This is a genomic window from Agrobacterium salinitolerans (assembly GCF_027498475.1).
Taxonomy (GTDB): Bacteria; Pseudomonadota; Alphaproteobacteria; order Rhizobiales; family Rhizobiaceae; genus Agrobacterium; species Agrobacterium salinitolerans.
The window spans coordinates 131,820-146,623 of record NZ_JAPZLN010000003.1 but is presented as its reverse complement, the minus strand read 5'-3'; the positions used below and the strand labels follow the sequence as shown (position 1 = coordinate 146,623).

The 14,804-nt window shown below is 59.6% G+C and carries 13 protein-coding genes and 2 tRNA genes; 3 read left to right on the top strand and 12 right to left on the bottom strand.

Annotated features, from left to right (window positions below; genetic code table 11):
* Nucleotides 1-224: 224 nt before the first annotated feature.
* Both O9X91_RS12670 and O9X91_RS12665 read left to right on the top strand, forming a co-directional pair.
* A tRNA-Glu gene (locus O9X91_RS12670) sits at nt 225-299 on the top strand.
* A gap of 449 nt (nt 300-748) precedes the next feature.
* Nucleotides 749-823 (top strand) — tRNA-Glu (locus tag O9X91_RS12665).
* A 128-nt stretch (nt 824-951) separates the two neighbouring features.
* On the opposite strand, the gene recJ is transcribed toward O9X91_RS12665, so the two are convergent.
* From recJ to O9X91_RS12640, 5 genes are all read right to left on the bottom strand, one after another.
* The gene (gene recJ / locus O9X91_RS12660) at nt 952-2,760 is read right to left on the bottom strand and encodes a single-stranded-DNA-specific exonuclease RecJ (RefSeq protein ID WP_416171977.1); all 1,809 of its coding nucleotides are present in this window, start codon (nt 2,758-2,760) and stop codon (nt 952-954) included.
* Nucleotides 2,761-2,857: 97 nt separating this feature from the next.
* On the bottom strand, nt 2,858-3,082 hold the full coding sequence (locus O9X91_RS12655) for a hypothetical protein (protein ID WP_003524853.1): 225 nt from the start codon (nt 3,080-3,082) through the stop codon (nt 2,858-2,860).
* 187 nt (nt 3,083-3,269) lie between these two features.
* A complete protein-coding gene (locus tag O9X91_RS12650; protein ID WP_077982237.1) occupies nt 3,270-4,580 on the bottom strand; it encodes a homoserine dehydrogenase in 1,311 nt (436 codons plus the stop codon).
* A 60-nt stretch (nt 4,581-4,640) separates the two neighbouring features.
* Nucleotides 4,641-5,861 (bottom strand): LL-diaminopimelate aminotransferase, encoded by a 1,221-nt coding sequence (locus O9X91_RS12645; protein WP_077982236.1) that lies wholly within the window; start codon nt 5,859-5,861, stop codon nt 4,641-4,643.
* A 294-nt stretch (nt 5,862-6,155) separates the two neighbouring features.
* Nucleotides 6,156-7,115, bottom strand: a complete 960-nt coding sequence (locus O9X91_RS12640; RefSeq protein ID WP_142912260.1) for a nucleoside hydrolase — start codon at nt 7,113-7,115, stop codon at nt 6,156-6,158.
* A 183-nt stretch (nt 7,116-7,298) separates the two neighbouring features.
* Here O9X91_RS12640 and O9X91_RS12635 point away from each other — a divergent pair, with 183 nt between their 5' ends.
* Nucleotides 7,299-8,102 (top strand): TSUP family transporter, encoded by an 804-nt coding sequence (locus O9X91_RS12635; protein ID WP_142912261.1) that lies wholly within the window; start codon nt 7,299-7,301, stop codon nt 8,100-8,102.
* A gap of 32 nt (nt 8,103-8,134) precedes the next feature.
* Here the strand turns inward: O9X91_RS12635 and O9X91_RS12630 are convergent, their stop codons facing one another.
* The 7 genes from O9X91_RS12630 to O9X91_RS12600 form a co-directional block, all read right to left on the bottom strand.
* On the bottom strand, nt 8,135-8,830 hold the full coding sequence (locus O9X91_RS12630) for a hypothetical protein (RefSeq protein WP_035240634.1): 696 nt from the start codon (nt 8,828-8,830) through the stop codon (nt 8,135-8,137).
* 280 nt (nt 8,831-9,110) lie between these two features.
* Nucleotides 9,111-10,040 carry a lipid A biosynthesis lauroyl acyltransferase gene (locus tag O9X91_RS12625; RefSeq protein ID WP_162520378.1) on the bottom strand — a complete coding sequence of 310 codons (930 nt, stop codon included), beginning with the start codon at nt 10,038-10,040 and terminating at the stop codon, nt 9,111-9,113.
* A gap of 5 nt (nt 10,041-10,045) precedes the next feature.
* Complete coding sequence (locus O9X91_RS12620) at nt 10,046-11,074, bottom strand: zinc-binding dehydrogenase (RefSeq protein ID WP_077982233.1); 1,029 nt, start codon at nt 11,072-11,074, stop codon at nt 10,046-10,048.
* 141 nt (nt 11,075-11,215) lie between these two features.
* Entirely contained in the window at nt 11,216-12,499 is a 1,284-nt protein-coding gene (locus O9X91_RS12615; protein WP_142912263.1) for a beta-ketoacyl-ACP synthase, read from the bottom strand.
* A 12-nt stretch (nt 12,500-12,511) separates the two neighbouring features.
* Nucleotides 12,512-13,708: a beta-ketoacyl-ACP synthase gene (locus O9X91_RS12610; protein ID WP_142912264.1), complete on the bottom strand. Its 1,197-nt coding sequence runs from the start codon at nt 13,706-13,708 to the stop codon at nt 12,512-12,514.
* A 209-nt stretch (nt 13,709-13,917) separates the two neighbouring features.
* Complete coding sequence (locus O9X91_RS12605) at nt 13,918-14,397, bottom strand: 3-hydroxyacyl-ACP dehydratase FabZ family protein (protein ID WP_269834311.1); 480 nt, start codon at nt 14,395-14,397, stop codon at nt 13,918-13,920.
* 85 nt (nt 14,398-14,482) lie between these two features.
* Nucleotides 14,483-14,767: an acyl carrier protein gene (locus O9X91_RS12600; protein WP_003495848.1), complete on the bottom strand. Its 285-nt coding sequence runs from the start codon at nt 14,765-14,767 to the stop codon at nt 14,483-14,485.
* Nucleotides 14,768-14,804: the final 37 nt, after the last annotated feature.

The following is a 14,804-nucleotide window of genomic DNA, read 5'->3' as shown; positions in this document are numbered from 1 at the left end:
CCATGCACGAGCGCGACGATTTCGATTTTGTGATTCCACCGCTCTCGAAGCGCCAAGAGCACAAAAATGCGCTCGACATCGCAGTTTAACCAATTGTTACGAAACGAGAATCCTTGTTTTCCAGGGGTTCTGGTGGCCCATGTCATTTTTTTGTCAAATCATGCATTTTTCCGCTTGCAGACCTTCAGGAGCCTGACTATAAGGGCGCCACACCACAAGCGCACGCGCCCTTCGTCTATCGGTTAGGACGTCAGATTTTCATTCTGAAAAGAGGGGTTCGACTCCCCTAGGGCGTGCCACTTGCCTTCGTGTTTTCCTCTTCAAAATCTAGATGCACCGCGTCAGTTCGCAAAATCGCTACGCGCGATCAATGCAGCGGAACCGATTCCCGCCGAGCACGTTAGAATGCTGTCCCCCCGATGGAAGGCAAGCTGGCCGAAACGCCAACAGGCAAATCGACCCGCTTGCCTTTCCCCTTCCAGCCAAATCACAGCGCGGTTCTGTCTGGCGGGCAGCAGATGCCAGCTAAGGGTTGGAAAAACGCTCCCCGGGCCTTCCACGAGGCATAAAGGCATTGCCGACGCGCCGCGATAGCGGCGATATTTCAAGGCCTTGGCCGGTTCCAGCGCAGTTTTCCACAGCCTTTCCGGCGTCCATAAAAAAACTCGTCACGAAGCGAGAAAAATCGATTTTTCCGCTTGCGGAGCAACGGGAGCCTGACTATAAGGGCGCCACACCACAAGCGCACGCGCCCTTCGTCTATCGGTTAGGACGTCAGATTTTCATTCTGAAAAGAGGGGTTCGACTCCCCTAGGGCGTGCCACTTGCTTTTCCTTGAAAATCAGTGATCTGCATTAGAATTTTCACGCGATGCGTGAGAATGAAGACGCATACCGTTTCCGGCGGTCAGTAAGCTTTTCCCATAAAATGGAAGTTTGATCCGCAGCCCCGTCAGGGTGCGAAAGCCGCGTCCAGTACGCGCAGCTGCACTCGCCTCTGGCCCTGCCAGAGATCGGCCCCCACGGTGCCTGCGACGTGAATGTTCCTGCCGCGTGCATTCATTAGCATCTGCCCCAGAGGCGCTTCTGCGGCGCGAAACGCGATGCCGTCCAGCCGCGAGCCATCCATGGCCTCCAGCGTGATTTTGACGTGCGCTGTCCCCACAAGCCGCACATCGCGCAGGCGGTGTGCCGGTACGGCGAATATCGGCTGCGAATGGCCCGAACCATAAGGACCGGCCTGTTCCAGCTGGTCGACAAGCTGCAATGTCGCGCCTGATGCGCCGATGGCGCCATCGATCTTCAGCACGCTGCTTTGCACCAGCTCGTTCACCGTCTTTGCGGCCGCTTCCTCGAAGAATGTCCTGAGCTTGCCGAGATTGGCGCGCTCCACCGTCAGTCCGGCCGCCATGGCATGGCCGCCGCCCTTGACCAGCAACCCAGCCTCCACGGCGGCGCGCACCATGCGCCCCATATCGAAGCCGTTGATCGAGCGACCCGAGCCGGTGCCCTTGCCGGAGGGATCGAAGGCAATGGCGAAGGCTGGACGACGGAAACGATCCTTCAGACGCGAGGCCAGCAGGCCGACAATGCCCGGATGCCAGTTCTCGCGAGCGGTGACGATGACGCCGGCGCCAGAGCCGTCACCATATTCGAACAGCGCCTCGGCTTCGGCCTCCGCCAGCATCGCCGCTTCCATGGCCTGCCGCTCGCGGTTCAGCTCATCCAGCCGCTCGGCAATGACCTCGGCCTGCGAGGAATCATCAATCGTCAACAAACGACTGCCAAGCGCGGCATCGCCAATGCGGCCGCCGGCATTGATGCGCGGCCCGATCAGGAAACCGAAATGATAGGGGGTCACAGGCCCGCCGAGCCCCGCCTTCTTGAACAGCGCCGCAAGTCCCGCATTGTTCATGTGCCGTGCGGCAATCAGCCCCTTCACCACATAAGCGCGGTTCAGCCCCTTCAGCGGCACCACGTCGCAGACCGTCGCAAGCGCGACGATATCAAGCAGCGACAGCAGGTCGAGCGTAAAGGCCTGCCGGTTGCGTCTGTCCTTCAGCAGCCGCAACGTGGCCACCAGCACCAGAAACACCACACCGGCGGCACAGAGATGCCCCTGCCCCGACAGATCGTCCTCGCGATTGGGATTGACCAGCGCCACCGCTGGCGGCAGTTCCGTGCCGACCTGATGGTGGTCGATCACCACCACATCCGTTCCGGCGTCCTTTGCGGCCTGAAGCGACTCATGACTGGTGGAACCGCAGTCGACGGTCACAATTAGCGTCGCGCCATTGGCGGCCAGCTGCTGCATTGCCGCCGGGTTCGGCCCGTACCCCTCAAAAATGCGGTCGGGAATATAGATTTCCGGCATCAACTCGAAATGCGCGAGAAAGCGATACATCAGCGCCGAAGAGGCAGCGCCATCAACATCGTAATCGCCGAATATCGCCACCTTCTCGCCGGTCTCGATGGCACGCACCAGCCTTTCGGCGGCCTTTTCGCAATCGGTCAGCATATGCGGATCGGGCATCAGCGAACGAATGGTCGGATCGAGGAACGCCAAAGCGTCATCGACACCCACGCCGCGCCCGGCCAGCACCCGCGCAATCAATTCGGGAATCCCATGGACCTGAGACATTGCCAGCGCGCGGTTCTGCCCGGCCTGATCCAGCCGCGACACCCAGCGCTGTTCTGTCGCCGACCGCTCCACGCTTAAAAACGCGCGGGCCACGGTATCGGCCGGCTCCAACATTGCCATCCTGTCCCTTCATCTTCTCATGCGCATTCCGCGCCTTGGTTAGAACGGGCTAAATGGCGAAGGCGTGTTTTTCAAGCAAAAACGCGCCTTGACGGAGTCACACCGAAAAAATCGAGAAAAACGGGCTGACGATTGAGACGGCGCCGACCAGCAGCAGCAACGAAAAGACGGCGAGCGAACACCAATTGCGCTCATGCTCCCCCATGTCGAATTCCATGCTGCGAATATTGTCGTTGGCATTGTGAGGCCGCGCCCGGTGATGGGCGGCTGCAACACCTGCGCGCTTATTGTCCTTGAACAGGATGATCGATGTCACGGCCACGCCTCCCTCGCTTGGTGAACAGGATTAACCATAGTGCCGAATCGCCTTGTTTTCCAGCGCTTCCGATGCCCTCCCCTCAAATTTTATGGCCTCGATAAAACCGGCGCGATCCAGAGGGCCACACAACAGAAAACCGCGCCTCCTTCCGGAAGCGCGGCCCTCGATGTCATGAACAGAACGACGCGTTTCAGGTCCGCTCGATACGGATGACCTGCGGTTCGCTGACGAGATATTTCTCGTTCTTGATCGCCTTCACCGCCTTGCGGATCGCATCTTCCATCGTCGCATGGGTGACGAGGATGATGGTCTGCGGCGCGCCTTCCACATGCACGCGCTGGCGTTGCACGATGGATTCGAGCGAGATGTTATTGTCCGCCATGCGGGTGGCGATGGAGGCGAAGACGCCCGCCTGATCCTTCACCGTCAGACGGATGAAGTAACCGCCCTCATGGCTCTTCATCTTGGCGCGACGATATTCCGTCAGCGATTTCGCCGGACGGCCGAGAACCGGCACCTGCTGGGCACCCGGACGGCTCTTGGCGATATCGGCAATGTCGCCCAGCACGGCAGACGCCGTGGCGTTGCCGCCCGCACCCGGGCCAACCATCAGCAATTCCCCGAGAATGTCGGATTCGATCGCCACCGCATTGGTGACGCCATCAACCTGCGCAATAACGGAATCGAGCGGCACCATGGTCGGATGCACCCGCTGCTCGATACCGGATTCGGTCACCTGCGCCACGCCGAGAAGCTTGATGCGATAACCGAGTTCGGCGGCCGCCTGAATGTCCTCGCTGGAAATATTGGTGATGCCTTCCAGATAGATATCGTCGGCCGAAATCTTGTTGCCGAAGGCAAGCGTTGTCAGAATGGCAAGCTTGTGGGCTGTGTCGTTGCCCTCGATATCGAAAGCCGGATCGGCTTCGGCATAACCCAGCCGCTGCGCTTCTTTCAAGCACGCCTCAAAGGACAGCCCTTCCTTCTCCATCTTGGTCAGGATGTAATTGCAGGTGCCGTTCATGATGCCGTAGATGCGCGACACATGGTTGCCGGTGAGAGACTCACGCAGCGCCTTGATGACGGGGATACCGCCGGCCACCGCCGCTTCGAAGTTTAGCAGCGCGCCCTTGTCTTCGGCAAGGGTCGCCAGTTCGACGCCGTGCTTGGCCAGCAGCGCCTTGTTGGCTGTCACCACATGGAGACCGCGGGCGAGTGCGGCGCGCACCGCATTTTCCGCCTGGCCGGAAGCACCGCCCACCAGTTCGACGAACACGTCGATATCGGCTTCGCTCGCCATCTGCTCCGGCGTGTCGAACCAGGTAATACCCTTGAGATCAATGCCGCGATCGCGCGAACGATCGCGCGCGCTCACCGCAATAATCTCAATCGCGCGTCCGCAGGTAATCGCAAGTTCGTTGCTTCTCTGCTGGAGGATGCGCACGAGCGAAGCGCCGACAGTGCCGAGCCCCGCTATGCCGATTCTCAATGAATCTGCCATGGGTATGTTCCTGATTGCTGGTGATGGTGGCGGCCGAGGCCCGGCCGCCTTCGGTTGCCCTTATCTGTGGGCGTTCAGCGAAACGACATTGTGCATCGTTTCGTCTGCGCTCGACAGGAAACGCTTCAGATTGCGCGCTGCCTGACGAATTCGATGCTCGTTTTCCACGAGCGCGAGACGGACGTAATCATCGCCCATTTCGCCAAAGCCGATGCCGGGAGCAACGGCGATATCTGCCTTCTCGACCAGAAGCTTGGAGAATTCCAGGCTGCCGAGATGGCGGAATTTTTCCGGGATTTTCGCCCAGGCGAACATGGTCGCCGCCGGCGGCGGAACCTCGAAACCGGCCTTGCCGAACGTGTCGACCATGACGTCGCGGCGGCGGCGATAAACACTGCGCACTTCCGCGATGTCGGAGCCGTCGCCATTCAGCGCATGCGTCGCCGCAACCTGGATCGGCGTGAAGGCGCCGTAATCGAGATAGGATTTCACCCGCGTTAACGCCGCGATCAGACGCTCGTTGCCGACGGCAAAGCCCATGCGCCAGCCGGGCATGGAGAAGGTCTTAGACATGGAGGTGAATTCCACCGCAACGTCGATTGCGCCGGGAACTTCGAGAACCGAAGGCGGCGGATTGTTGTCGTCGAAATAGATTTCCGAATAGGCAAGGTCGGACAGCACGATGATCTCGTGCTTCTTCGCAAAAGCGATGACGTCCTTGTAGAAATCGAGCGAGGCCACATGCGCCGTCGGGTTCGACGGATAATTGACGATCAGCGCCAGCGGTTTGGGAATGGAGTGGCGCACCGCGCGCTCCAACGGTCCGAAGAAGCTGTCATCCGGCTCGACATTCATCGAACGGATAACGCCGCCCGCCATCAGGAAGCCGAAGGCATGGATCGGATAGGTGGGGTTCGGACACAGGATCACGTCACCCGGCGCGGTGATGGCCTGCGCCATATTGGCGAAGCCTTCCTTGGAGCCGAGGGTCGCGACGACCTGCGTATCGGGGTTCAGCTTGACGCCGAAACGGCGAGCATAATAGGCGGCCTGCGCGCGGCGAAGGCCGGGAATGCCCTTGGACGAGGAATAACGATGGGTGCGCGGATCCTGAACGACCTCGCAAAGCTTGTCGACAATGGCCTTCGGAGTCGGAAGGTCGGGATTGCCCATGCCGAGATCGATGATATCGGCCCCGGCCGCTCGCGCGCTCGCTTTCAAACGGTTGACCTGTTCGAAGACGTATTGCGGCAGACGCCGGACCTTGTGAAACTCTTCCATCACTTTCCTCATGGGAATGGACCGGTTCCACCGGCCCATAACGAAGGTTCGTTTTTTGTTTTTAAACGCCGCCGACACGAACCGACCCGGCAGGCGTTTTTTCATTGTAGCGCAAAGAACGGGAAAACCTACAAGGCTTTTCTCGGCCCACGCTGCATAACGGTGATCCGCCCGTCCTTCCGGTTCGGCCGTCGCAGCCCTTCCCGCAAGGCAGATCGCGCACTATGATCAGGGAACTTGCATAACGCCAGATTCTTGGAAAATGCAAGGCAAGCCATGCTCAAGAACGGCCCTTCAGCCGCGCTCACCCTTCACAATTGCCGCACGGATGACCGAAAGCACGCGTTCCGGCTCGATATCCGTGCAGATAAGCTGGCTCGGATGCCCGTCCCAGTCGCCCGGCGGAAAAGCCCGGCCATCCGGTTTCTGGATCGTCTGGCCGTCGGCAAGTCCGCCGCAGACGACGCGCACCGGGCCGCTGCGGGTGGTAAACAGTTCCGGTGCAACGAGATAAACGCAGGCGCAGCTATCATGCACCACCATGCCGTCGCCGGTCCGGGTCTTGTAGAAATCGATATAGAACTGCGACAGGTCGGAAAGCAACTGCACGGGCTTGCCGCCAGCCTCCGCCATGTCAGCCATGAAGGCGCTTGTCATCACGGTTTTTGTCGTCACGTCGAGACCGACGACGGTGACGCGCCAGGGCGCGGTAAAGACAAGGTCGGCCGCTTCCGGATCGCCATGAATATTCGCCTCGGCCGCCGGCGAGACATTGCCGTTCATGTCGAAGGCGCCGCCCATGACGATGACGTCCTTGACCAGCGCGGCGAAATCCGGTTCCTCACGCAGTGCCAGCGCCAGATTGGTCATGCGGCCGACCGCGATCAGCGTCACCTCACCGGGATAGGCCTTCACCGTCTCAATGATAAAGCGATGGGCGGGGCGCGGATCGAGCGGCAGATCGATGGTTTCAGGGATATCGATATCGCCGAGGCCGTTTTCGCCGTGGATGAAGGTCGGCCAATGGCCTTCCTTGCGGGCAGGATCGAAGGTCACCCCGGCGCCTCTCGCCACCGGTGCATTCATCTGCCATTCCCGTTTGAGAAAGAGTGCATTGCGGGTGGTGATATCGATGGGGGCGTTGCCGAAAACCGTGGTGACGCCGATCAGATCGATATCGGGGTGACGATGCAGGAACAGAAGCGCCATGGCGTCGTCCACACCGGGATCCGTATCGAATATCACTTTATGCATAATGTCCTCATCCATATGTCTCAAGCGCCATCCGCTTCTTCCGGCGACGCGCCACGGAAACATAACGATAAGCGGCAACACCGCAATCCCCCCGCAAGCGGCATGTCATGCAGAAAAATATTGCGTGGCAGTCTTTTCAGTGAAAGAAGAAGCCCTCTCCCGCCGCCTGCCCGGACATCCCCAGTGCAAGACATCGCCCTCAACGTTTTTCTCGTCCTTTTCTGCGTCGCCATCTTTGCCGGCTTTATCGATTCCATCGCCGGCGGCGGCGGTCTCATCGTCATTCCGGCAATGATGATCATGGGCATTGCCCCACTCGATACGCTCGGCACCAACAAGCTGCAGGCCCAGTTCGGTTCCGCCTCTGCGACACTGGCCTATGCGAGACGAGGCCACGTGAACCTCAAAGAGCAACTGCCTATGGCGCTGATGGCCATGGCCGGCGGAATGCTCGGTGCGCTGACAGCCGCCTTCGTGCCAGCCGATCTGATGCGCGCCGTCATGCCGTTCCTGTTGATTGCGATCGCGCTATATTTCGCCTTCAAGCCGCAACTCAGCGATATCGACAGCCATCGCCGCATCACGCCCTTCGTGTTCGGGCTTGCAGTCGCACCGCTGATCGGTTTTTACGACGGCGTTTTCGGCCCCGGCGCAGGGTCTTTTTACATGCTGGCCTTTGTGAGCCTTGCCGGCTTCGGAATGCTGAAGGCGACCGCCCACACGAAGCTTCTCAACCTCGGTTCGAATTTCGGCGGTTTTCTCGTCTTTGCAATGGGTGGTGCGGTTTTGTGGAAGCTCGGTCTCGCCATGGGCGTCGGCCAGTTCATCGGCGCACAGATCGGCTCCCGCTTCGCCATGAAAAACGGTGCGAAGATCATCCGCCCGCTGCTGGTGCTTTCCTGCCTGGCCATGGCGACGAAGCTTCTTGTCGACGCTTCATCCGCGTGGTCCATCGCGACGATATGGGAAACGATATTCCCGAAATAAAAGGGATTGTCGTCAGAGACAGGCGTATAACGTCACGCTGTGGCGCGGCGTCTGCGGTCCTCGATTTCGCGGATGACGACCATGGCGCCGACAAGCTTGTAGGCAGATGAGTAACACGGCGACATTTCCAACGATTTCACGATCGTGCGGCCGTTCTGGTCTTCCGCGTAGGTATACTTCGACGTATCGCCCTTGAAACAATTATCCAGCTTGTCTCTGAGGTCGTTCTGGAAACGGTGGACGCCAACCAGTTCCGCAATATGGCACCCCACAAGACCTTCCGGCGCATTGCGCTGAAATGCGTCGAGAGAATTGGCGAACGAGACGCGATAACCAGGCGTAACGATCACGACGGGATCATCCAGATCGTTCAGCATGTCTTCATCGAGGATCAGGTGGCGATGGTGCCACTCCAGCGTGTCCTCGTCCTCGTCACCAACGACTTTGGCCTTCGAAGGCATGCCGACGTAACGATCAACGAGCGTCCGCAGAAGCTCGGAGTTGCGCTGCACGCAGCCAAGGTCTTCCGCCTCGTGGTTGAGGAGATCGATGGCAAAACGGAACTGCTCGCGAATATCTTCGGAATTTTCTGTCTTGCGTCCGACAACCCGCTCGAGGAGCTGTTCCAGTTCACGCTCCAGCACGGCAATCTTGTCGGCTTCGTTTTTACCAACGGCAGATTGCAGTTCCGTATAACGCAGCCAGAACAACTCAATCAAATCTTTCAACCCAACTCTCCCTGAACGGGCATAACCCCCGCTACCTATGCGAACGGATTAACCCTTTGCCCCTCGATTATAGCGTCTTTGCGCTTAAAAATGACGTAACGAAACGCGGGAACGCCGCGGGGATTGTTGTCCAAAATATCACAGCAGCCGCTAATTTTTCAATTTCGATAATCCATGAACGAAAAATGAGGTTCCGCTAATACGGAAAAACATCGAAACGCATCATTCTCCGGCCGAATGTCGTAAAAATCGTACAAACTCCGGCCGCACCACAATGAACTCAAATCTGGTGCTTCACATCCCACCGGTCGTGATACCACAGCCATTGTCCGGGGTATTCGCGCACCCAGCTTTCCACCTTGTCGTTCAGAAGCTGCGCCGTCGCCTGAATATCGACATTGCCCTTCTCATCGCGCGGAATTTCAACCTTGGGCTCTATTTCCAGCCTGTAGCGATTGTCGGGAAGACGCACGCAACGGGCCGGATACACATCGCAGTTGAATTGCCGCACCAGCTTGGCAAGCAGCGGATTGGTGCGAACTTCAAGGCCGAAGAACTTCGTCGTCAGGCCCTTTCCGAATTTCTGGTCGACGAGCACGCCGACACCACCGCCCTTTTCCAGCTGCCGCGCAAGCGCGAAGGAGGAACCGGCATGCGAGGGCACAAGATTGCCCATGCGTTCCTTGCGGAAATTGAACACCTTGTCGGCCACGAAAGGATTGTTCGGCGGCCGGAACAGTACCGTTACATCGAGACCGAAAGCCGAGCCGGCAACCGGCAAGAGCTCGAAATTGCCGCTATGGGCGGTAAAGACGATGAAGGGCCGAGGATTGTCGCGCAGCTCGAGGAAGGTCGGAATGCCCTCGACCTCGATGCGGCCCGGCTTGTTCTTTTCCGGATCGAAATCGAACAGCCGGTCTAGGAATACATATTCCGCCGCAAGCCGGCCCATATTGGCCCAGCTATCCATGGCGATCTCAAGCCGCTCCTCCTCGGATTTCTCCGGGAAGGCGCGGGCCAGATTGTAAAGCATCAGCTTGTGGCGCCCGGTTTTCGGCCCTATCAAGCGCGCCAGCCGGTCGGCGGCGCGAATGCCGGCATCGGCGGGAAAAAGCTTCAGCAGGTTGAGGAGGCCAAAGGCGAGCGTCGCAATCAGCCACTGCCGGAAGTGGTCCAGTTTCAGGACAATCCGTGTCAGGAACAGCTTCAAGATGCTCAGTCCATTCGCAGAACGATCTTGCCGAATACCTGGCGCGTTTCCATGCGCTCCAGTGCCCGGTCGATATCGTCGAAGGTGACTTCCGTGTCGATGACGGGATGAACGATGCCGCGTGCCATCTTCTGCATGGCATTGGCCATGTTTTCCATGCGGCAGCCGAAGGAGCCGAGCAGCTTCAGCTGCTGCTGGAACAGCATCATCAGATTGATTTCGGTGGAAACGCCCGAGGTAGAGCCGCAGGTGACGAGACGGCCGCCACGCTTCAGCGAGAACATCGAGGCGACAAAGGTATCCTTGCCAACATGTTCGAAGACAACATCGACACCCTTCTTTTTCGTCAGCTTGCGCACGACGCCTTCGAAACGGTCGGTCCGGTAGTTGATGACATGATCGGCCCCGAGCGCCTTCGCCCGTTCGATCTTGTCGTCGGAACCGACTGTGGTGATGACGGTGCAGCCCATCTTCTTGGCAAGCTGAATGGCCGCCGTGCCGATGCCGGAACCGCCGGCATGGATGAGAATGGTTTCGCCCGGCTCAAGCTTGGCATTGTCGAACAGCATGTGCTCCACGGTGCCGAAAGTGACAGGCGCGAGCGCCGCAGCAACGGCGTCAATGCCGTGCGGTGCTGGCACGAGCTGGCGGGCTGGAATATTCATCTTTTCCTGCGCGAAACCATCGAGATGGAAACCGTGAACGCCTTGAACATGTTCGCACAGATTGTCGCGGCCTTCGCGGCAGGGTTTGCAGAGCCCGCAGGTGCGCGCGCCATAGACCGAGACCAGCTGGCCCGGCAGCACGTTGGAAACACCGGGGCCGATGGCCTCGACCACGCCGGAGGCTTCCGCACCGATGGTGAGCGGCATCTTGCGCTTGGCGAAAGCCATGCCGCGCCAGCCCCACACGTCGATATGATTGAGCGCCACGGCCTTGACGCGCAGCGTCACCTCGCCCGGGCCCGGAGCGTCCGGTTCGGGCAGGTCTACTTTTTCGAGCTTCCGGTCGTCGACGAGTTGAAGAGCGCGCATATATCAGTCCTTCGCCCGAAGGCGTTACCTAAAATCATTCCAGCAAAACTCTGTAACGGTTTTGCGGCTGGAATGCGAAATCAAAGAAACGGGCGCGATTCCGCAAGTCATTCGGAAACGACCCTGTTGTAACGGAACCGGTTAAGCCGGTTCCCGCGTCATGACAAGGCTTGCGTTCTGCCCGCCAAACCCGAAGGAGTTGGACAGAACCGCGCCCACCTCAGCATCCCGCTTCACATTCGGCACCACGTCGAGCGTGATGGTTGGATCGGGATTGTTGTAGTTGATCGTCGGCGGCAGGGTGCCGGTCAGCATGGTCTGCAGTGAGAACACGGCTTCAACAGCACCTGCGGCGGTGAGCGTATGGCCGATCATCGACTTGTTGGAGGACAGCGGAATGTTCTTCAGGCCTTCACCGAAGACGGCCAGCATCGAACCGTATTCCATCTTGTCGTTCTCAGGCGTCGAAGTGCCGTGGGCGTTGATATAGCCGATATCGCTTTCGGCCACGCCCGCATCGGCCAGTGCCGCACGGATCGTCGCAATCGCCGGACCGCCGTCGGGCGACGAGCGTGTGCGGTGGAAGCTGTCAGCTTTTTCGCCGGCTCCCTTGATGATGCCGAGAACCTTCGCGCCGCGAGCGACGGCGGCTTCGAGCGATTCCAGCACCAGCGTTGCCGCACCTTCGGCGATCACGAAACCATCGCGGTCCTTGCTGAATGGCTTGGAGGCCTTTTCCGGCGGGTCGTTCTGGGTCGAAAGTGCTGACAGCAGCGAAAAGCGGATCAGTGCCTCGGCGCTGACAGAACCGTCAGTCGCAACCGTCAGCGCCCGTTCGGTACGGCCCTGGCGGATCGCCTCGACGCCGAGCTGGATCGCGGTCGCGCCGGATGCGCAGGCGGTGGAAAGCGTGACCGGCAGGCCGCGCGTGCCAAAGCGGTCGGAGAGGCGCTCGGAAATCGCGCCGAACAGGGCAGCTTCCTGGAATGCCGGGTCGGGACGCTGGCGGAACGCCGTCAGGAACCGTTCATAGGCGTCACCCGGCTGGGCGGCCGGCGGAGACCGGTCGGCAAGCTCGAAACGGGCGCTCCACTCCGGCTCGATCGGCGGCGCTGCGAGAAACAGCGGCCCATCGAAATCACCGGAGATGCCGGCCTGCGCCAGCGCCTCGATGGTGGTTTCGCGCGCAAAGGCATAAGAACGCTCGACGGAATTCGGAACCGGGATATCGATGAAATCCACCGTGCCGCTGATGCGGGTCGAAAGCCCCTCCGTCGGGAAACGGGTGATCTTGTGAATGCCCGATTTGCCCGATGTCAACGCCGCCCAGTTATCGGAAAGCCCCTGCCCGAGCGAGGTGATAATGCCCATGCCGGTGACAGCGACGATGGGACGACCGAGATGATCCCTGAAGTTGGAAGCCATGGTCTTTTCTCCTCAAACGTCGCGGGACAGAACGGCGACACCTTCGCCGCGCACATGGCCAACGGTGGTGACAACGGCCTCGGTGGCCACCTCGCCCATTGGCTTTTCCGCAGCCGCATCGAAGGTAGGAACCTTCGCACCGCTTTCAAGCGTCAGCGCCGCCAGAGCGAGCCCGAGCGGAAACTGCGCCTCAAGTCCATGACCGGTGACACCGCCGAAACCACGAATGACCGAATTTGGCAGCACCTTGTCGAGAATGTCCTTCTCGCGGACCGTCACCTCGTCATAACCGCTCGCGCCGGAAAATACGACGGTCGCCGCACTGTCCTTGGCGGGAGCAAGCAGCCGCTCCATGCGCTTTTCCATCTTGCCGTCATCGCGGCTGCCGCGGTCGCCCTCAATGGCGTCGATGCGGGCATAGATGCGCGCGCCACGCTCGCTGGCATGCTTGCGCGATTCCAGCACGAGGAAGGCGCCGAGCGAACCGGAAATCATGCCGCCGCCGTCCTGGTCGCCACGCGACCAAAGCGGCTGCCAGCCACCCTGCGCATGCGCGCCGATGGCTTCGAACAGCAGGATCATGTCGGGACGTTCGGCCGAGAAGGCGCCGCCGACAAGGGCGTGGCTCGATTCGCCGGAACGGATGCGATGAAACGCGGTTTCAACCGCGGAAATGCCGGCCGCCTCTTCGCCCATGAAGGTGCGGGAAGACCCGGTAACCTTGTGCACGATGGAGATATTGCCGGCCATCAGGTTGGAAAGCTGGGCGAGAAACAGCGTCGGACGCAGTTCCGTCGTCAGCTTTTCATTCAGCAGCTTTTCACGGTCGTTGCGCTTCAGCGCTTCGTCGACGATCAGCGTATCGACATTGATGTCGCGCTCGCCGCCACCGGCGGCAACGATCATGTCCATGGTGGCGCAGGCTTCGGCATCTTCCTTCAGCCCGGCATCGTCGAGTGCGAGACCGGCGGCGAAAACGCCGAGACGCTGCCAGTTTTCCATCTGGCGCTGGTCGCCGCGCTTGGCGATCTGCGCCGACCAGTCGATCTCCGGCATGGGATGGACCGGATAGGGCTTGAATTTTTCGGTCTCGACAATCGTCGCCGGCGCGGCGGCTCCAGAAAGAAGCGCCACATGCGCCTGGCTGCCAACGCCGTGACAGGTCACGATGCCGACCCCTGTTATCACCACATCATTGTCAGATTTCATCGTCTGTCATCCTTTGCAGCCGGCCCCGCCGAAACGGTCACGGCTATCCACAGCGGTTGCGAACAACCACTTCATGCGTTGCGGAATAAAGCGCGCGATGCGGATTGGCAATGGTGAAGGCCCGATCCACCGTCGCGAGCTCACGATTTTCATGTGTCAAAACCGGGCCGACGGGAAAAACGCTCCCCTTTTGAAACGGGCGGGAGCGCTTATTTCTGCGCATCCGCGGCAATCGCCGCCATCAGGCCGACTTCTTCGGCCCGCTTCTTGACGACAGGCCCAAGCGGAGTTTCGCTGAACGGCATGGTACGCAGTTTCAGCTGCGCATCACAGACCTTCTTGCCGGCAGAGGTGATCTTCGCCTTGGTAACGGCAAAGCCCGAACCGTCATGCTCCAGCACCGCTTCGATATCAAGAACAGCGCCGGGCTCCACGAAGGTGCGCATCTTGGCGCCATCGACCGACATCAGGAACGGCATGGACGCGAAATCGGAAAATGCCAGAACCATCATGCCGGAGGCCTGCGCCATCGTCTCGATCAAGAGCACACCCGGAACCAGCGGCATGCCGGGAAAGTGGCCTTCGAAAACAGGGCTCTTGTCGGGAACGACGGACCGCGCCTTCAATGTGCGCGTCGCCATGTCCACGGCTTCGACCCTGTCGATCATCTGAAAATATTCAAGCAGCATCCGTCCGGCCCGTCTCTGGTCGGTTTAACCCGCCATGACGGCGAGCTTAAAAAAGAAATGCCCGCTTGACGCGGGCATTGTCGTCTCAGCCCTTGGCTGCGCGCAATTCGTCGATCTTGGCGCAGAGGTTCTTCAGCACGAAATATTCTTCGGTGGAAACCTTGCCTTCGTTGACTTCCTGCGTCCACTGCTCGAGCGGAATCTTGATGCCGAATTCCTTGTCGATAGCGAAAACGATATCGAGAAAGTCGAGGCTGTCGATGCCCAGATCGTCGATCGTGTGGCTCTCCGGCGTAATGGTTTCGCGGTCGATTTCGCTGGTTTCGGCGATAATGTCGGCAACCTTGTCGAATGTAGCTGTCACGCCCATAATCCTTATTGTCGTTCGTATGAATTATTCTTTCTGA

Excerpts from the sequence above, each read along its gene's own strand:
- recJ (WP_416171977.1), bottom strand. The coding sequence starts at position 2,760 with ATGGCAATGTTGGAGCCGGCCGATACCGTGGCCCGCGCGTTTTTAAGC.
- O9X91_RS12650 (WP_077982237.1), bottom strand. The coding sequence starts at position 4,580 with ATGGCAGATTCATTGAGAATCGGCATAGCGGGGCTCGGCACTGTCGGC.
- O9X91_RS12645 (WP_077982236.1), bottom strand. The coding sequence starts at position 5,861 with ATGGAAGAGTTTCACAAGGTCCGGCGTCTGCCGCAATACGTCTTCGAA.
- O9X91_RS12640 (WP_142912260.1), bottom strand. The coding sequence starts at position 7,115 with ATGCATAAAGTGATATTCGATACGGATCCCGGTGTGGACGACGCCATG.
- O9X91_RS12620 (WP_077982233.1), bottom strand. The coding sequence starts at position 11,074 with ATGCGCGCTCTTCAACTCGTCGACGACCGGAAGCTCGAAAAAGTAGAC.
- O9X91_RS12615 (WP_142912263.1), bottom strand. The coding sequence starts at position 12,499 with ATGGCTTCCAACTTCAGGGATCATCTCGGTCGTCCCATCGTCGCTGTC.
- O9X91_RS12610 (WP_142912264.1), bottom strand. The coding sequence starts at position 13,708 with ATGAAATCTGACAATGATGTGGTGATAACAGGGGTCGGCATCGTGACC.
- O9X91_RS12605 (WP_269834311.1), bottom strand. The coding sequence starts at position 14,397 with ATGCTGCTTGAATATTTTCAGATGATCGACAGGGTCGAAGCCGTGGAC.
- O9X91_RS12600 (WP_003495848.1), bottom strand. The coding sequence starts at position 14,767 with ATGGGCGTGACAGCTACATTCGACAAGGTTGCCGACATTATCGCCGAA.